The sequence below is a fragment of the Caulobacter sp. KR2-114 genome (assembly GCF_049446115.1).
GTDB lineage: Bacteria > Pseudomonadota > Alphaproteobacteria > Caulobacterales > Caulobacteraceae > Acaudatibacter.
In genome coordinates this window covers 198,445-215,213 of record NZ_JBMSEC010000002.1, presented here as the reverse complement: position 1 = coordinate 215,213, position 16,769 = coordinate 198,445, and the positions used below count along the sequence as shown (strand labels likewise).

Here is a 16,769-nt window from a genome sequence, read left to right as displayed (position 1 = left end):
CTGAATCGTGCTCGTAGACTTAAAGGGTCGAGCCTGCTGGGCGCCTTTTGATGGTTCCATCAAAAGGCGGCAGGCTCTAGCGATCCACGCGCCCGTGCGCCGCCAGGGCCTCGACGGCCAGGCGGGTGAGCGACCCGCGCCAGGTCTTCTTCGCCTTCGCCCAGGCCGCCTCGTCGACGAAGCCCCAGTCCCAGAACGGCGACCAGCCGCCATCGGCGGTCTGCCCGTCGACCAGGGCCGCGGCGGCCGGCTCCAGCTGGTCCTTCAGCGGCCCGGCCAGCAGGCTGTCCGGCCGCGGTGCAAGGTCCAGCGCCGGGGCGTGTTCGTCGGCGGCGTCGTGCCGCACGACGGACCGGAGCAGCAGCGCCGACAGCGCCTCACGCAGGTCCTGGGGAACGCCGGGCGCCTCGGCCAGCAGGGCCGCGCAGCGCAGGTCGTAGGCGCCGTCGATCAGGGCGAACTCCCCGACCGTGCGGCGCATCCGCGCCTCGGCGGCGGCGATCAGGTCCGCCGGCGCGCCGTCCCGGAAGTGATAGAGATGCGCCAGGATCTCGGCCGTCGGATTGAAGCGGAAGCCCTGCCAGCGCTGGGCGAGGTCGGAATCGTAGGCCCACCACGGCGCATGCGGGGCGTCGTCGACGCGGGCGTCGATGATCGGCCAGACGCCGTCCTCGATGTTGGCCGCCAGCCAGCGCAAGGCGCCGGCGACCATCGGATGCGCCGCCGGAGCTCCCGCACGGCGCAGGTGACGCAGCCCGACGCTGGTGGCGATGGCCGAGGACGCCGGCGTCGAAAGGTCGGGCTCAAGCCCGTGCCCGAAGCCGCCGTCCGGGTTCTGGAACGGCGCCAGGGCGTCCAGCACCGGTTGCCTCTCCCCGCCCTCGAAGCTCAGCCGCCAAAGCGCCAGCTCCAGCGGATCGGCCTGGGCGTGCATGAAGGCCTGGGCCGCGGCGAAGCGGTCCGACGTAAGGCGCGCAGGCATGGAAAGTCCTCCGTGATCGCCGTCGAGCTTCGACGTTCAGCGATCGCGGGTCAAGAACAAAACAGGAACTATTCCGCCGCCGGGCGCACCTGCGCCAACGGTCGCATCTGCTCGAAGCGGCCCAGAGCCTGGGCGCTGAGGCGGGCGGCAACGAGCACGTGGTCGGCCACCTCTTCGCGGGCGATCACCCGGCCGTGGCGGTAGAGCCAGGCCAGCGCCTCGCCGTCCGAAGTGTCGAGCTCGAACACAAGGTCCGGCCCCTCGTCGACCAGCGAGGCCATGTGCGCCAGCAGGCCATCGCAGCCCTCGCCGGTGATCGCAGAGAGCGCCACAGCGCCGGCCCGTTCCGCCCGGCCGAGGATGGCGGCCCGCGCCTCGTCGTCGAGCTGGTCGATCTTGTTCCACACCTCGACCACCCGCTTGCCGCTGTCGGGGCCGACGCCGATCTCGGCCAGCACCTTGCGCACGTCCTCGTCCTGGGCGTCGCTGTCGGGTCCGGCGATGTCGCGCACGTGCAGCACGATGTCGGCGTCGCGCACCTCCTCAAGGGTGGCGCGGAACGCCTCGACCAGTTCGTGCGGCAGGTCGGAGATGAAGCCGACCGTGTCGGAGAGGATCGCCGGACGGCCGCCCGGCAGCCGCAGTTGGCGCAGGGTCGGGTCCAGGGTGGCGAACAGCATGTCCTTGGCCAGCACCTTGGCCTCGGTCAGGCGGTTGAACAGGGTGGACTTGCCGGCGTTGGTGTAGCCGACCAGGGCAATGGTCGGATAGGGCACGCGCCGGCGGGCCTGGCGCTGCAGGCCGCGCGTGCGGCCGACCTCCGCCAGATCCTTCTTCAGCTTGCCCATCTTCTCGGCCAGCAGTCGCCGGTCGCTCTCGATCTGGGTTTCCCCGGGGCCGCCCATGACGCCGAAGCCGCCGCGCTGGCGCTCCAGGTGGGTCCAGGTGCGCACCAGGCGCGAGCGCTCGTAGTCCAGCCTGGCCAGCTCCACCTGCAGCTTGCCTTCGCGGGTGCGCGCGCGTCGGGCGAAGATCTCCAGGATCAGGCCGGTGCGGTCGATCACCTTGACCTTCCAGGCCCGCTCCAGGTTGCGCTGCTGCACCGGGCTGAGGGCGTCGTCGACGATCACGACGTCGATCTCCTCGCCGTCGCAGAGCCGCGCGATCTCGTCGACCTTGCCGGCGCCGAACAGGGTCGCCGGGGTGACCGTGCGCAGCGGGACGACCAGCCCCTTCTTCACCGCGAGGTCGAGGGCCTGGGCCAGGCCGGCGGCCTCGTCCAGGCGCGCCTGCGGGCTCCGCAGCGAGGTCTCGCGCGGACGGATGGGGTGGATCACGAGGGCGGTCTCGACCTGAGGCCGCCGATCAATGGATTTCGAGGTCAATCTTCGCCGTTGTCGTCGGGGCCCGGCTCGTAAAGCTGAACGGGCTGGGCCGGCATGATGGTGGAGATGGCGTGCTTGTAGACCAGTTGGCTCTGGCCATCCCGTCGGAGCAGGACGCAGAAGTTGTCGAACCAGCTCACCACGCCCTGCAGCTTCACGCCGTTGACCAGGAAGATGGTCAGCGGGGTCTTGGAGCGGCGGACGCTGTTGAGGAAGGTGTCCTGCAGGTTCTGTTTCTTGTCGGACGTGCTCATGGGTTGAACCCCCGTTTTGTTCGTTGATCGACGGCAAGTCGCCGCCACACAAAGTCAGTCAGGAATGGACAGTCAGGCTCGGCCGCGTCACCAGGCGGCGGCGCGGACCTTCTGGATATAGAGTTCCCGCAGGCGTTTCGCCACCGGTCCCGGCTTGCCGTCGCCCAGAACCTGATTGTCGACCTTGACGATGGGCAGGACCAGGGTCCCGGCGCCGGTAATGAAGGCCTCCCGCGCCGATTTCGCCTCCTCCACGGTGAAAGGCCTTTCCTCGAGCTTCAGCCCCTCGTCGGCGATCACCTGCAACAGGGTGGCCCGGGTGATGCCGCGCAGGATGTTGGCCTGGGTGTCGCGGGTGCGCAGCCGGCCTTCCTTGTCGATGATCCAGGCGTTGGACGAGGCGCCCTCGGTGACCAGGCCCAGGTCGTCGACGAACCAGGCCTCCACCGCGCCCGCCTCCCGCGCCGCCTGCTTGGCCAGCACATTGGGCAGCAGGCCCACGGTCTTGATGTCGCAGCGCCCCCAGCGGTTCTCCGGCACGGTGATCACCGCGGCGCCCTTGGCCGCCTTGGCCTCGGCCGCCGCGCGGTCGACGCTCTTGGCGGTGATCACGATGCTTGGGGGCGTGCCCGGCGCCGGGAAGGCGTGGTCGCGGCGGGCGACGCCGCGGGTCACCTGCAGATAGACCAGGCCGTCGCGCACCCGGTTGCGGCGCAGGGTCTCCTTCAGCGCGATCTTCAGCGCCGCCCGGCTCATCGGCGCGGGGATGCGCAGCTCGCTCAGCGACCGGTCCAGGCGGGCGAAATGGCCCTCCGCGTCGGCCAGCCTGCCGTCGAACACGGCCCACACCTCATAGACCCCGTCGGCCAGCTGATAGCCGCGGTCCTCGATGTGCACGCTGGCGTCGGCATGCGGATGGAATACGCCGTTCACATAGGCGAAGCGCGACATCGCTCAGTCTTCCACTTCCTCGAAGGCGCGCGTCGCGCCGAACCCCAGGGACTTCAGCTTTCTGTGCAGGGCCGAGCGCTCCATGCCGATGAAGGCCGCCGTGCGCGAGATGTTGCCGCCGAAGCGCATGATCTGGGCGTTGAGATATTCCTTTTCGAACAGCTCTCGCGCCTCGCGCAGCGGCAGGGCGATGATCCGCTCGGCCCCCAGCCCCCCGGCCGGCGGCGAGCCGCTGGCGTCGGGCGGCAGCATGTCGGCGGTGATCGGCTCGCTGGGATCGCCGGCCGCCAGGATCAGGATCCGCTCCACCACGTTCTTCAGCTGCCGGATGTTGCCCGGCCAGGCCTGCACCTGCAGCGTCGCATAGGCGTCGTCGGCCAGGCGCCGCACCGGCAGGCCCGACGCGGCGCCCAGCTTCTCGATGTAGAAGTCGATCAGCTCGGGGATGTCCTCGCGCCGTTCGGCCAGGCCGGGCACGCGGATCGGCACCACGTTCAGGCGGTGGAACAGATCCTCGCGGAAGCGGCCCGCGGCGATCTCTTCGCGCAGGTCGCGGCTGGTGGACGAGACCACGCGCACGTCCACCTGCACGTCGGCCTCGCCGCCCACCCGGCGGAAACGCTGCTCGACCAGCACCCGCAGGATGCGGCTCTGGCTCTCCCACGGCATGTCGGCGATCTCGTCGATATACAGGGTGCCGCCGTGGGCGCGCTCGAACACGCCGATCTTGCGCGGCCGGCCGCCCTCGCCTTCCTCGCCGAACAGCTCCACGTCCATGCGCTCGGGGGCCATGCCCGCGCCGGAGACCACCACGAACTCGCTGCGCGCCCGTGGACTGCCCCCGTGTATCAGCCGCGCGGAGGTCTCCTTGCCCGCGCCCGGCGGGCCGGAGATCAGCACCCGGCTGTTGGCCGGGGCGACCCGGGCGATCATCTGGCGCAGCTGCTGCGAGGCCGCCGAGGTCCCCACCAGGCCGTCCGGCAGGATCACCTGGGTGCGAAGGCGCCGGTTCTCGCGGCGCAGGTTCGCCGCCTCCAGCGCCCGCTCGGCCACCAGCAGCAGGCGATCCGACTTGAACGGCTTTTCCAGGAAGTCGTAGGCCCCGCGCTTGATGGCGCTGACCGCGGTCTCGATGTTGCCGTGCCCCGAGATCATCACCACCGGCAGGTCGGGATCCAGCGCCTTGACCATGTCGAGCAGTTCCAGCCCGTCCATGCCGCCGCCCTGCATCCAGATGTCGAGCACCAGCAGCGACGGCTTGCGCGCCCGGATCGCCGCCAGGGCGGTCTCCGAGTCCTGGGCCGTGCGCACCGAATAGCCCTCGTCCTCGAGGATCCCGGCCACCAGGTCGCGGATATCGGCCTCGTCGTCGACAATCAGAACATCACTGCTCATGGGTCATGCTTTCAGACGGTTTCGGCCGACGTGGGGGCGTCGGTCGCGTCGCTGGAGGGATGGACGGCTGGATTGTGCGGGAAGCTCATCACCACCTTGGCCCCGCGGCCGTGGGTGGCGTCGGTCAGGGTCAGCGAGCCGCCGTGGTCCTCCAGGATCCGCTTGACGATGGCCAGGCCGAGGCCGGTGCCCTTCTCGCGGGTGGTGACGTAGGGCTCGGTCAGGCGGTCGCGGTCCTTGGCGGGCAGGCCCACGCCATTGTCCTCGATGACGATGTCCAGGTGGCCGGGACGCAGCAGGATGGCGGCCTGGATACGCCCCGGCGGCTCGGGTTCGACCAGCCGGCGCGCGGCGACCGCCTCGCCGGCGTTCTTCAGCACGTTGGTCAGCGCCTGGCTGACGATGCGGCCGTCGCAGACCAGGGTGGTCGCCGGCAGCGGCTCGACCAGCTCCACGGCGATGTCGGGCGCCGCCACGCGCTGGGCGAAGGCGCTCTCGCGCAACAGCTCGGCGGGGTCGTGGTCGGCGAACTTCGGCGCCGGCATGCGGGCGAAGGCCGAGAACTCGTCCACCATCCGGCCGATGTCGCCGACCTGGCGGATGATGGTCTCGGTGCAGCGATCGAACGTCTCAAGGTCGCCGACGATCTCCTTGCGGTACTTGCGGCGCAGGCGCTCGGCGGACAGCTGGATCGGCGTCAGCGGGTTCTTGATTTCGTGGGCGATGCGCCGCGCCACGTCGCGCCAGGCGGCGTTGCGCTGGGCGGCGATCAGGCGGGTGACGTCGTCGAAGGTCAGCACCAGCCCCTCGGCGCTATGGCTGGCGCGCACGCGCAGGCGCAGGGACTCCCCGGCGCGCACCACGTCGACATCCTCCTCGACCTCGCTGGCCAGCTCCGCGGCGCGCGCGGCGACGAACTCCAGCTCCTGCGCCACCTCCTCAAGCCGACGGCCGAAGGCCTGGGCGGTGGTGACGTGCAGCAGCTCGGTGGCCTGGCGGTTGATGGCCGACACCTTGCCCTGCGGGTCCAGGCCGATCACCCCGGCGCTGACACCCAGCAACACGGTCTCCATGAAGTGGCTCTTGGATTCCGCGTCGGCATGAGCCGCGCGCAGGGCCTCCTGCTGGGCCTGGAGGTCGCCGGTCATGCGGTTGAAGGCGCGCGACAGCACCGCGATCTCCTCCGGATCGCCGCTGGTGTCGACCCGGGCCGACAGATCGCCGGACGACACCCGCCCGGCCGCCTGCACCAGGCGCGCCACAGGCCCGGCGATGCCGCCGGCCGCCAGCATGCCCAGCCACACCGCCCCCACCAGCACCAGCAGCGCCGTCTCGGCGTAGCTCAGGGCGAAGGCGGCCTGGATACGGGCCCGGCTGGCCTTGGCCTCGCGATAGGCGGCCAGGGACGATTCCGATTCCCGCAGGTGGGTGAACACCCCCGGGTCCACCGGGCGGACGATGTACAGGTAGGCGTCCGGATAGGCGCGCAGCTTGTAGAGGGCGCGAAACAGGTTGTCGTGCTCGAACGGATTGGCCGAGACCTCGGCCTGGTCGGCCACGCCGAATGAGGACGGCGGCGGGATCAGCAGCGGCGGGGCCGCCGGCGACTCCGCCCTGGCCAGCACCCGGCCGCCGCGGTCGATCAGGTAGGCGGCGGCAAAGCCGTTGTCCTGCGCCTGGTCGCGAAGGAAGTGGCCGAACGCCACCGGCGAGTCGCTTAAGGAGAAGGCCGCGTTGTTCAGCGCGTTCGACATCGAGCCGATGTGCTGGCTGATGTAGGCCTTCTGCTCCTCGAGGTAGGAGTTGGCGACCTTGGCGGAGTTCTCCACCACGGTCTGCACCCGGGCATTGAACCAGTTCTCGATGCCGCGGGTGACCAGCACCCCGAAAAACAGGGCGACGATGACCGCCGGCGCCACGGCGGCCAGGGCGAACATGCCGATGAAGCGCAGGTGCAGCCGGGCCCCGGCGTCGCTGCCCTGGGCGTTGATCAGCTGCACCACACGCCCGGACATCACCGCCGCCAGGGCGAGCACGATGGCCAGCCCCAGCAGCAGCAGGGTGAGCACCAGGGGGCTGGCGGGCCCCAGCGGGCCGCTCAAGGTCGGCGACGACCCCAGCATGATCGCCGAGGCCGTGACCGCCAGGGCCAGCACATAGCCCCCCGCCATCAGGAACCGGCTGTCGAACCGGGCCCCGAGGCTGAGCGGAATCTGCGGCATGGCGCGCTGGGGGGACGGCGACGTCATGGCCGGGAAACTAAAGGACTGTGCCCCAAACTCAACAGGCTTGTGGCGAAGAAGGCTCAGCGGCGGCCGCGACTCATTTCCACGCCAAGGTCATGGATTTTCTTGCGAAGCGTGTTGCGGTTGAGCCCCAGCACCTCGGCAGCCCTGACCTGATTGCCACGCGTCGCCGCCAGGGTCAGCTGGATCAGCGGGCGTTCCACCTCCTCCAGCACCCGGTCGTACAGGCCGGCCGGCGGCACGCCGTCGGGCTGGTCGGCGAAGTACGAGGCCAGGTGACGCTCGACCAGGGTGGCCAGGGTCACGGGACCTTCCTCGCCGGCCGGCATGGTCACCTGCTCGGCCAGCTCGCGCTCGACGATGCGGGCGCTGATCAGCTCCTCGGCATAGAGGGCGCAGATGCGGCGGATCAGGTTTTCCAGCTCGCGCACATTGCCCGGCCAGGCATGGGCCTTGAGCCGCTCCAGCGCCGCCTGGTCGATGGTCTTCGACGGCAGCCCCTCGCGCGCCGCGCGCAACAGGAAGGCGCGCGCCAGGTCGGGGATGTCGTCGGTGCGGTCGCGCAGCGGCGGCAGGCGCACCGGGGCGACGTTCAGGCGGAAGTACAGGTCCTCGCGGAACAGGCCCTGCTGGATCAGGCCGCGCAGGTCGCGGTTGGTGGCGGCGATCACCCGCACGTTCGGCTTGCGACCGGTCTTGGGGTTCAGCGCCGGCTCGGCGCCGTCGAACACCCGCAGCAGCCGGGTCTGGGCGTCCAGCGGCATGTCGCCGATCTCGTCCAGGAACAGGGTGCCGCCATCGGCCTCGACCAGCTTGCCGTAGTCGCCGTCGCCCTTGCCGAACAGCTCGGTCTCGACCCGCTCGCGGGGCACGGCGGCCAGGTTGATGACCACGAACTTGCCGTCGCGGCGGCGGCCCAGGTCGTGCAGCGCCCGCGCCACCAGCTCCTTGCCCGAGCCGCTTTCGCCGGTGATCAGCACCGTCAGGTCGGCGCCGACCAGGCGGGCGATGGTGCGATAGACCTCCTGCATCGGCGTCGAGCGGCCGATCAGCGGCAGGCGCTCGTCGCGCACCGCCCGCGCCTGGGCCTTGGCCGCCTCGCTGTCGGCCGGCCGCGCCAGCGCCCGCCGGGCGGTGTTGGTCATGTCGTCCAGGTCGAACGGCTTGGGCACATAGTCGAAGGCGCCCACGTCGGCGGCGTTCACCGCCGTCAGCAGGGTGTTCTGCGCGCTCATGACGATGATCGGCAGCTTGGGCCGCTGCTTGCGGATGCGCGGCAGCACGTCGAAGACGTTCTCGTCCGGCATCACCACGTCGGTGACCACCAGGTCGCCTTCCCCGTCCGACACCCACTTCAGCAACGTGGTCGCGTTGCCGGTGGCGCGCACCTGGTAGCCCAGGCGGGTAAAAGCCTGGGACAGCACGAGGCGAATGGAGGAATCGTCGTCTGCGATCAGGATCTTCTGGGCGGATGCGCTCATTTGGACTTTTCCTTGCGCGCCGGAACCGGGATCGGCGCAACCGGCAGAAGCACCCGGAACACCGTCCGTCCGGGCTCGGATTCAAAATCGATCAGGCCCCCGTGCCCGGCGACGATCTTGGCGACCAGGGCCAGGCCCAGGCCGGCTCCATGGGTCTTGGTGGTGACGAAGGGCTCGAACAGGTGCTCGCGCAGGTGGGCGGGAACGCCCGGTCCGTTGTCGATCACCCGCACTTCCAGAGGCGCCCCCTGGGCGGCCTGACCGTCGATGGCCCGCACCCGCACGCCGTGGCGATAGGCGGTGGTCAGCATGATCTCGCCGCGCCCGTCGCCGCGGCTATGCGCAGCCTCGGCGGCGTTCTTGACCAGGTTCAGGAACACCTGGATCAACTGGTCCTCGTCGCCCCAGACGGCCGGCAGCGACGGATCGAAGGTCTCGCGCAGGCCGAGGCCGTCGGCCACGCCGTTGGCGGCCAGGGCGCGCACCCGGTCCAGCACCTCGTGGATGTTGACCTCGGCCCGGTTGACCACGGCGTCGTCGGAAAACGCCTCCATGCGGTCGACCAGGCGGCGGATGCGATCGGTCTCGTCGACGATCAGCTGGGCCAGGGGCTGGTCCTCGGGCTTGGCGCCGGTCTTCAGCAGCTGCGCGGCCCCGCGGATGCCGGCCAGCGGGTTCTTGATCTCGTGCGCCAGCATGCGGCCAAGGCCGACCACGGAGCGCAGGCCGGCGACGTCCGCCGCCCGGTCGACGCCCAGCGCGCCGCCCTTGACGTGCAGGGTCAGCAGCACCGTCCCCTCGCCGAGCGACGCGGCGGCGCCGTCGGCTTCGAACGACGGATGGCCGAACAGGGTGATCTCCAGGCCGCGCTCGCGCACCGCGCCCTGCTCCGCCGTCGCCCGGTTGATCAGCGACACCAGCGGCGAGCCCGGCGGCAGGGCGGCCTTGAAGCGGCCGCGCGCCAGCAGCGCCAGCCCCTGGCCGAACAGCGCCTCGGCGGCCTCGTTCACCGCCACCAGCGCGCCTTCGCCGTCGACCACCATCGCCGGTTCGGGGATCAGGTCGAAGGCGTTGGCCTTGAGCGCCGCCAGGCCATCAGCGCCCGGCGAGGGTCGGAACCGGCTCTCGCTCATGCGGCCAGCCTTTCCTCGGTCTCGGCGGACCAGTGCGACGCCAGGCCCCGGGCCACGTCGGCCGGCTCGTCCAGGCGGCAAAGCTGGCCGCGCATGGCGCGCCGGTCCGCGGCTGAGGCGGCCCATGGCGCCTGTTCGACGTAGGCCGCCAGATGTTTGCGAAACATGCGCACTCCCACACGCTGGCCATAGAAATCCACACTGCGCTCGAGCTGGACCACGGCCGTATCCAGCAGCGCCTGCGCCGTCGGCGGACGGTAGTCGGCGCCCGCCAGCGCGGCCTCGATCGCCGCGGCCGCCCAGGGCCGGCCGGTCACGCCCCGGCCCAGCATCACCGCGTCCGCGCCGGACTGCGCCAGCGCCTGGCGGGCGCTGTCGGCGTCGACCACGTCGCCGTTGACCACCACCGGGATCGATACGGCGGCCTTGACCGCCCGCACCGCCGCCCAGTCGGCCCGCCCGCCGTAGAACTGGCAGCGGGTGCGGCCATGCACGGTGACCGCCCTCGCGCCGACCGCCTCGGCGCGGGCCGCCAGCTCCGGCGCATTCTTCGAGGCGTCGTCCCAGCCCAGCCGCATCTTCACCGTGACCGGCCGGTCGACGGCGTCCACGGCCGCGGCGACCAGGCTCTCCGCCAGATCCAGGTCGCGCATCAGCGCCGAACCTGAGGCGACGCCCGTCACTTCCTTGGCCGGGCAGCCCATGTTCAGGTCGATGATCTCCGCGCCGGCCTGCGCGGCGAGACGCGCGCCCCTGGCGACCATCGCCGGATCGCGGCCGACCAGCTGGATGACCATCAGGCCGCCGCCCTCGCCCATGGCCGAGCGGCGCACGACGTCCGGCCGGCCCTTGGCGAACTCCGCGCAGGCGACCATTTCAGTGGCGACATAGGCGGCGCCGAGTTCGGCCGCCGTCTGACGGAACGGCAGGTCGGACACCCCGGTCATGGGGGCGATCCAGACGCGTCCGCCAACGCGCACCGCCCCCACACTCACGCAACTGCTCATTTTATAGACACCCCATAAGCCACCTTTTTAGGCACATTGTGCGGCGCCGTAAAGCCTGGACAACACCGCTCCACCGCCTAAAGACGGCGCCATGGAATTTCTTGCCGTAATCGTCGCCGGAGGCTCCGGCACGCGGGCCGGGCCCGGGGGCGCCAAGCAGTGGCGCGAAGTGGCCGGCAAGCCGGTCGTCCGCTGGTCGGCCGAGGCCCTGCTGGCGGCCGGCGCCAGGCAGCTCGTGGTGGTCATCCCGGAGGACGCCAGACCCTTGGCGGAGAAGGCCCTGGCGGGGCTGGCGCGATGGACGACGGCGCCCGGCGGCGCCACCCGGGCGGACTCGGTGCAGTCCGGTCTCAGGGCGCTCTCGGCCTCCCCGGATTCGGTGGTGCTGGTGCACGACGCGGCCCGTCCCTTTCTGAACCGGCGCCATCTCGACGGCCTGTTCGACGCCCTGGCCGGCGCCGACGGCGCGGTCCCGGCTCTGCCGGTGGCCGACACCCTGAAGCGGGCGGAGACCGAGGATGGGCCCACGCAGACCGTGCCGCGCGCCGGCCTCTGGCGGGCGCAGACGCCGCAGGCGTTCCGGCTGGGCGCGTTGCTCGACGCCTACGCCCGCTGGCCGGCGGACGCCGAGCCCACCGACGATGCGGCGGTGATGGAGCACGCCGGGGGGCGCGTAGCCCTGTCGGCGGGCGATCCGATGCTGATGAAACTCACCTATCCGGAGGACTTCGCCATGGCCGAGCGGCTGGCGGGCGCGGCGCGCACCACGCGCATCGGCATGGGCTACGACGCCCACCGCTGGGGTCCGGGCCAGAGCGTCTGGCTGTGCGGCGTCGAGATTCCGCACGACCACACCCTGATCGGCCATTCCGACGCCGACGCCGGCCTGCACGCCCTGACCGACGCGATCCTGGGCGCGCTGGGCGAAGGCGACATCGGCGACCACTTCCCGCCCACCGATCCGCAGTGGAAGGGCGCCCCGTCCGACATCTTCCTGAAGCACGCCGCCGCCCTGGTGGCGGCCCGAGGGGGCCGGCTGCTGAACGTGGACCTGACGCTGATCTGCGAGCGCCCCAAGATCAAGCCGCACCGCCAGGCCATGCGCCAGCGGCTGGCCGAGCTGCTTGGCGTCGGCCTCGACCAGGTCAGCGTCAAGGCCACCACCACCGAGGGCATGGGCTACACCGGCCGCGAGGAGGGCCTGGCGGCCCAGGCCGTGGCGATGGTGGAGCTGCCCGCCTGACCTACCCCCGCCCCTTCAGCCGCCGCACCATGGCGCCGAACAGGTTGGTGTAGTCGTCGGTCCAGGCGCGCACGCCGTCCGGCTGCACCGCGACCCAGCGCCGATCCGCGCGGAACGGCGCCAGGGCGGCCTCGCTGCGGGTGATGATCAGCGCGTCCTCCGGCGTGTCGGTCTGGCCGCGCCAGCCGCGCGGCGCATCGTGGCTCTGGAACAGCGGATAGCCGCCGGCGGCCAGGGCCACGGCCTCGGCCGGCCGGATGAGGTCGAGGTTGCGGTTCGACAGGTGCAGGATCACCACCCCGTCCGGCTTCAGCTTCGACAGGTACATCCGCACCGCCTGCACGGTCAGCAGGTGCGCCGGCACGCTGTCGGAGGAAAAGGCGTCGATCAGCAGGATGTCGTATTGCCCCGCCGGCTGGCGATTGAGGGTCAGGCGGGCGTCGCCGAGCACGTAGTCCAGCCGCCCCCGCGCGCAGTCGCTGGTGTAGGTGAAGGCGCGGGCGGTGGTCGACAGGCGCACCATCAGCGGATCGATCTCGAAGAAGGTCAGGGCGTCCGAGGGCCGCACATAGGCCGCGACCGTGCCGGCGCCGAGGCCCACGGCGCCGATCCGCACCGCCGGACGCGTCGCCTGCACCGTGTCGAACACCTGCCCGATCGGCGTGGGATGGGCGTAGTAGATCAGCGGCGTGCAGCGAAAGGCCGGGTTCACCGCCTGGGCGCCGTGCAGGGTCGTGCCATTGGCCAGGAAATGCACCTCTCCGCCGAGGGCGAGATCGGCCCCGCGGCTTTCGCGCAGCACCCCGAAGAAGCTGCGCCACGTGCCGATCACGTCCGTACGGTCGGCGACCCGCTCGGCGGAGGCCAGGAGCACCAGCACCATCGGCGCGAACATCCACGCGCGGTCGCGCAGCAGGAAGGCCATCAGCGCCGTCACCGCCAGGATCCAGGTGCCGAGGGTCACCGCATCCGAAGCGCCCAGGGCCTTGAACAGCGCCGGCTGCAGCGACGGCGGCGGGTGCACCACCAGGAAGGCGACCACCGCGCTGAGCGTGCCCGCCGTCATGATCGCCCAGCTGCGCCAAGTGGGGGCGCCGGTCTTGAACCAGGGGCGTGCGAGGCAGGACAGCGCCAGCGCCGCGGGATACTCCACCACGCTGTTGAACAGCACCGGCGCCAGGAAGGCGTTGAACGCGCCGCCGAGCACCCCGCCCAGCGACATGCAGATGTAGAACTCGGTCAGCCGGCCCGGCTCCGGCCGGCGCGCCACCAGCGCCTGGTGGCAGATCAGGGCGGTGAGGAAGAAGGTCGTCAGATGCAGGAACACCTCCTGCAGGAAGTCGCCCGTGCGGAAGTGGATGAAGACGGCGGCCACCACCAGCAGGCCGGCCTGCAGCACCAGGGTCAGCTGCGGCGGGATGCGGATGCGGTCGGAAAAGGCGATGACGAAGGTCGCCAGGTAGAGCGCCAGCGGCGCGACCCACATGAACGGCGCCGAGCCCAGGTCGGTGGTGATGTAGCTGGTGACGCCCAGCATCAGGCTGGACGGCAGGGCGGCCAGCGCGATCCACACCCCCCGCTCGCGCCAGCGGGCGAGGCCGCCGGCGGCGGCGGCTCCGGTCGGGGTCGCCGCGGAGCCGGACGTTTGCGAGGCGTCGCGCCAGAGCCTGAGGCCGAGGGCGGCCAGCAGGATGAAGAAACCTGCATAACCCACCGTCCAGCCTAGCGTCTGACCCACCAGGGTAAGGTTGGGCTCGACCAGCGCCGGATAGGTCAGCAGGGCGAGGAAGCTGCCGACGTTGCTGGCGGCGTAGAGGCCGTAGGGCTCGCGCCCGGTGGCGATGTGCAGCACCCGCGCGTGCCAGGCCTGCGCCAAGGGCGCAGTGGCGCTGAGCGCGGCGAACGGCCCGCCCACCGACAGGGCCAGCACCCCAACCAGCCACAGCGCCGGCTGCCCGGGCGGCGGATCGCCGAGCAGCCCCGTGACCTTCAGCGGCAGCACCAGGCCCGCGGCCAGCAGCACCGCCAGGTGGACGACGATCTGCAGCCTGATCGAACCGATGCGCTGCAGCAGATGGGCGTAGACGTAGCCGCCGAGCAGCGCGGCCTGGAAGAAGGCCAGGCTGGTGTTCCACACCGCTGCCGAACCGCCCAGCAGCGGCAGCACCAGCCGCGCCATCATCGGCTCGACCATGAACACCAGCGAGGCGCTGGCGAACACCGCAGCGACGAACAGCGTGGCGGTCAGGGGCGCGCCTGCAGCCTGCGCGGGGCTCGAGGCGGGCGCGGCCGTCATGCGCTTCTCCTGGCCCTGTTCAATCAGGCGCTTCTTCGATCCGGGGACTGGACGGGGCGATGTTGGTCCCGCACAACCCGAGTCGGCTAGAGCAGAACGAAAAAGGGCGCAGCGCGCATGTTTTCCCTGGAAATCGAGACCCTCGCGCGCCTGGTGATCGACGATGCCCGCGAAAAGAACCTGCGCATCGTCACGGCCGAAAGCTGCACCGGCGGCCTGGTGGCCGGCGCGATCTGTTCGATCCCCGGCGCCTCGGACGTGTTCGAGCGCGGCTTCGTCAGCTACACCAACCGGGCAAAGGCCGAGATGCTGGGGGTCTCCGGCGACCTGATCGCCGACCTGGGCGCGGTGTCCGAGCCGGTCTGCCGGATGATGGCCGAGGGGGCGATCGAGAATTCCCACGCCCACGTGTCGGTGGCGATCACCGGCATCGCCGGCCCCGGCGGCGGCACGCCGCTGAAGCCGGTGGGCACCGTGCACCTGGCCACCGCGCGCTCCAACCAGTCGGTGCATCACCGCATGGAAATCTTCGAGTTCGAGACCCGCTGGGAGGTGCAGATGGCCGCCGTGCAGACCGCCCTGGAAATGCTGCGGGACCGGCTGCGCTGAGCCGATGACGGCGGCGCCGGAAGCCACCGCGCCTGCCGAGGAACGCCCGGCGCGCCGCCGCGGCGCCCTCGCCCGCCGCGCCCTGGCCCTGGCCGCCGCCCGACGCGGGGAACTGCGCCACGCCGTGCGCGTGTCGGTGGCCGTGGGCGTCGCCTTCCTGCTGAGCACGGTGTTCCGGCTGCCGCAGGGCTACTGGGCGGTGTTCACTGCGGTAATCGTGGTGCAGACCAGCCTCGGCGGCACCATCGCCGCCTCCGTGGACCGGCTGGCGGGCACCATGGTCGGCGCGGCGCTCGGCGCCGGGGCGGCCTATCTGAAGGCCAGCACCCCGCTGGACGAAGGGCTGCTGCTCTGCGGCGTGGTCGCCGTACTGGCCTTCGCCGCGGCGGTGCGGCCGAGCCTGAAGGTGGCCCCGATCACGGCGGTGATCGTGCTGATCGCCGGGCCGCGCGATGTCGATCCCCTGCACGCCGCCCTCTTCCGGGTGATCGAGATCGCCATCGGCAGCGCCGTGGGCGTCGCGGCCACCCTGTTCATCTTCCCGGCCCGCTCGCACGCCACGGTGGTCAGGCAGCTGCGCGCCGCCCTGCTCGGCCTCGCCGAGATCGTCGAACTGCAGCGCCGCCAGCTGGCCGGCGAGGCCCTGGCCGACCAGATCCAGCCCCGTCACCTCGCGGTTCGCACCACCCTCGGCAAGGTCGAGGGGGCGATGGCCGAGGCCGAGCACGAGAACGCCACCGGCCTGGCGCGCGAGCGCACCTCCGACGCCCTGCCCCGCACGCTCTGGCGGGTGCGCAACGACGTGGTGCAGGTCAGCCGCGCCCTGGACGGCGCCGAACAGTCGGCGGCCCTGGACCACATCCGCCCGTCGGCGATGTCCGCCCTGGCCGCAGCCGCCGACCTGCTGCGCCGTTGCGAGGCGGCCGCGGGCGCGGAAAAGGCCGTGGACATGGGCGCCTGGACCCAGCGCCATGCCGATCTGGTGGCCAGCGTCGAACAGGCCCGCGCCGAGCGGCTGACCGCCAGCCTGTCTTTCGACGGCGCGGCGCGGTTCTTCGGCCTGGTGTTCGCCCTGCAGACCCTCGCGCGCAACCTCGACGACCTGGCCGACCGGGTGGACGAACTGGCAGGAGTGGCGGAGGAAGCGAAGCGGTAGAACACCCCCTCACCGCCGCTTTTCTGTCATCCCGGAATCCGCGAAGCGGATATCCGGGACCGCCAAGGTCGCGGAAGGCCGTCGTGGCAATGGGCCGGCCGGCGTTTCCGGCGGTCCCGGATAAGGCGCTAACGCGCCTTTCCGGGATGACAGTGAAGTTTCTTTGGGGTCGGGGCAGACGTTAGACGGCGCCGTACAGCACCCGCGCCCGGTCCTCGAAGCAGCCGACCAGACGCGCGACGGCGCGGTTGAAGTTCGCCGCCAGCAGGCCGGCCAGCAGCCGCGACTTGAACTCGAAGTCGATCTCGAAGGTCAACTCGCAGCCGCGCTCGTGCGGGCGGAAGGTCCAGCGGTTGGTCAGGCGCCTGAACGGGCCGGAGATCAGCTCGACATCGATCTGCCGGGCGTTGGCGTCCAGCTTCACCCGCGTGGCGAAGCGCTCGTGGACGATGGCGAAGCCGACGTCGGCCTCGGCGTCCAGGGTGGTGATCCCCTCCCCGGCCTCGCGGCGGTTCCAGGCGCGCAGCCGGGTGATCCAGGGCACGAACTGCGGATAGCGTTCGACGTCCCCCACCAGCTGGAACAGCTGGCCCGGCGTATAGGGCAGGATGCGCGTGAGACTGTGGCGCAA

The 16,769-nt window shown here is 71.3% G+C and carries 14 protein-coding genes; 3 read left to right on the top strand and 11 right to left on the bottom strand.

Annotated elements, in window-relative coordinates; translation table 11 throughout:
* Positions 1-76: 76 nt before the first annotated feature.
* The 9 genes from ACO2Q3_RS07065 to dusB form a co-directional block, all read right to left on the bottom strand.
* On the bottom strand, positions 77-982 hold the full coding sequence (locus tag ACO2Q3_RS07065; RefSeq protein ID WP_423305854.1) for a hypothetical protein: 906 nt from the start codon (positions 980-982) through the stop codon (positions 77-79).
* A gap of 68 nt (positions 983-1,050) precedes the next feature.
* Positions 1,051-2,319: a GTPase HflX gene (gene hflX / locus ACO2Q3_RS07060; RefSeq protein WP_423305853.1), complete on the bottom strand. Its 1,269-nt coding sequence runs from the start codon at positions 2,317-2,319 to the stop codon at positions 1,051-1,053.
* A gap of 44 nt (positions 2,320-2,363) precedes the next feature.
* Positions 2,364-2,621, bottom strand: a complete 258-nt coding sequence (gene hfq / locus ACO2Q3_RS07055) for an RNA chaperone Hfq (protein ID WP_423305852.1) — start codon at positions 2,619-2,621, stop codon at positions 2,364-2,366.
* Between the two features lie 87 nt (positions 2,622-2,708).
* Entirely contained in the window at positions 2,709-3,572 is an 864-nt protein-coding gene (locus ACO2Q3_RS07050; protein ID WP_423305851.1) for a D-amino-acid transaminase, read from the bottom strand.
* Positions 3,573-3,575: 3 nt separating this feature from the next.
* The gene (locus ACO2Q3_RS07045) at positions 3,576-4,967 is read right to left on the bottom strand and encodes a sigma-54-dependent transcriptional regulator (protein WP_423305850.1); all 1,392 of its coding nucleotides are present in this window, start codon (positions 4,965-4,967) and stop codon (positions 3,576-3,578) included.
* A gap of 11 nt (positions 4,968-4,978) precedes the next feature.
* Positions 4,979-7,189, bottom strand: a complete 2,211-nt coding sequence (locus tag ACO2Q3_RS07040) for an ATP-binding protein (RefSeq protein ID WP_423306919.1) — start codon at positions 7,187-7,189, stop codon at positions 4,979-4,981.
* An 83-nt stretch (positions 7,190-7,272) separates the two neighbouring features.
* Positions 7,273-8,694, bottom strand: coding sequence for a sigma 54-interacting transcriptional regulator (locus ACO2Q3_RS07035; protein WP_423305849.1), 1,422 nt, complete (start codon positions 8,692-8,694; stop codon positions 7,273-7,275).
* Entirely contained in the window at positions 8,691-9,827 is a 1,137-nt protein-coding gene (locus tag ACO2Q3_RS07030; protein ID WP_423305848.1) for a two-component system sensor histidine kinase NtrB, read from the bottom strand. Before ACO2Q3_RS07030 ends, ACO2Q3_RS07035 begins: the two co-directional genes overlap by 4 nt.
* Positions 9,824-10,834, bottom strand: coding sequence for a tRNA dihydrouridine synthase DusB (gene dusB / locus ACO2Q3_RS07025; protein WP_423305847.1), 1,011 nt, complete (start codon positions 10,832-10,834; stop codon positions 9,824-9,826). Before dusB ends, ACO2Q3_RS07030 begins: the two co-directional genes overlap by 4 nt.
* A 91-nt stretch (positions 10,835-10,925) precedes the next feature.
* On the opposite strand from dusB, the gene ACO2Q3_RS07020 reads away from it, so the two are divergent.
* A complete protein-coding gene (locus ACO2Q3_RS07020) occupies positions 10,926-12,077 on the top strand; it encodes a bifunctional 2-C-methyl-D-erythritol 4-phosphate cytidylyltransferase/2-C-methyl-D-erythritol 2,4-cyclodiphosphate synthase (RefSeq protein WP_423305846.1) in 1,152 nt (383 codons plus the stop codon).
* Position 12,078: 1 nt separating this feature from the next.
* On the opposite strand, the gene ACO2Q3_RS07015 is transcribed toward ACO2Q3_RS07020, so the two are convergent.
* The gene (locus tag ACO2Q3_RS07015; protein ID WP_423305845.1) at positions 12,079-14,373 is read right to left on the bottom strand and encodes a fused MFS/spermidine synthase; all 2,295 of its coding nucleotides are present in this window, start codon (positions 14,371-14,373) and stop codon (positions 12,079-12,081) included.
* 117 nt (positions 14,374-14,490) lie between these two features.
* On the opposite strand from ACO2Q3_RS07015, the gene ACO2Q3_RS07010 reads away from it, so the two are divergent.
* Together ACO2Q3_RS07010 and ACO2Q3_RS07005 are read left to right on the top strand one after the other, a co-directional pair.
* Positions 14,491-14,982, top strand: coding sequence for a CinA family protein (locus ACO2Q3_RS07010; protein ID WP_423305844.1), 492 nt, complete (start codon positions 14,491-14,493; stop codon positions 14,980-14,982).
* Positions 14,983-14,986: 4 nt separating this feature from the next.
* Positions 14,987-16,138 carry an FUSC family protein gene (locus tag ACO2Q3_RS07005; protein WP_423305843.1) on the top strand — a complete coding sequence of 384 codons (1,152 nt, stop codon included), beginning with the start codon at positions 14,987-14,989 and terminating at the stop codon, positions 16,136-16,138.
* 181 nt (positions 16,139-16,319) lie between these two features.
* Here ACO2Q3_RS07005 and ACO2Q3_RS07000 read toward each other — a convergent pair whose 3' ends face one another.
* The gene (locus ACO2Q3_RS07000) at positions 16,320-16,769 is read right to left on the bottom strand and encodes a type II toxin-antitoxin system RatA family toxin (protein ID WP_423305842.1); all 450 of its coding nucleotides are present in this window, start codon (positions 16,767-16,769) and stop codon (positions 16,320-16,322) included.

Bases quoted from the DNA above. Each gene is read 5' to 3' on its own strand.
- ACO2Q3_RS07040 (WP_423306919.1), bottom strand. From the start codon at position 7,189: ATGCCGCAGATTCCGCTCAGCCTCGGGGCCCGGTTCGACAGCCGGTTC.
- ACO2Q3_RS07030 (WP_423305848.1), bottom strand. From the start codon at position 9,827: ATGAGCGAGAGCCGGTTCCGACCCTCGCCGGGCGCTGATGGCCTGGCG.
- dusB (WP_423305847.1), bottom strand. From the start codon at position 10,834: ATGAGCAGTTGCGTGAGTGTGGGGGCGGTGCGCGTTGGCGGACGCGTC.
- hfq (WP_423305852.1), bottom strand. From the start codon at position 2,621: ATGAGCACGTCCGACAAGAAACAGAACCTGCAGGACACCTTCCTCAAC.
- ACO2Q3_RS07020 (WP_423305846.1), top strand. From the start codon at position 10,926: ATGGAATTTCTTGCCGTAATCGTCGCCGGAGGCTCCGGCACGCGGGCC.
- ACO2Q3_RS07015 (WP_423305845.1), bottom strand. From the start codon at position 14,373: ATGACGGCCGCGCCCGCCTCGAGCCCCGCGCAGGCTGCAGGCGCGCCC.
- ACO2Q3_RS07035 (WP_423305849.1), bottom strand. From the start codon at position 8,694: ATGAGCGCATCCGCCCAGAAGATCCTGATCGCAGACGACGATTCCTCC.
- ACO2Q3_RS07065 (WP_423305854.1), bottom strand. From the start codon at position 982: ATGCCTGCGCGCCTTACGTCGGACCGCTTCGCCGCGGCCCAGGCCTTC.
- ACO2Q3_RS07045 (WP_423305850.1), bottom strand. From the start codon at position 4,967: ATGAGCAGTGATGTTCTGATTGTCGACGACGAGGCCGATATCCGCGAC.
- ACO2Q3_RS07050 (WP_423305851.1), bottom strand. From the start codon at position 3,572: ATGTCGCGCTTCGCCTATGTGAACGGCGTATTCCATCCGCATGCCGAC.
- ACO2Q3_RS07005 (WP_423305843.1), top strand. From the start codon at position 14,987: ATGACGGCGGCGCCGGAAGCCACCGCGCCTGCCGAGGAACGCCCGGCG.
- ACO2Q3_RS07010 (WP_423305844.1), top strand. From the start codon at position 14,491: ATGTTTTCCCTGGAAATCGAGACCCTCGCGCGCCTGGTGATCGACGAT.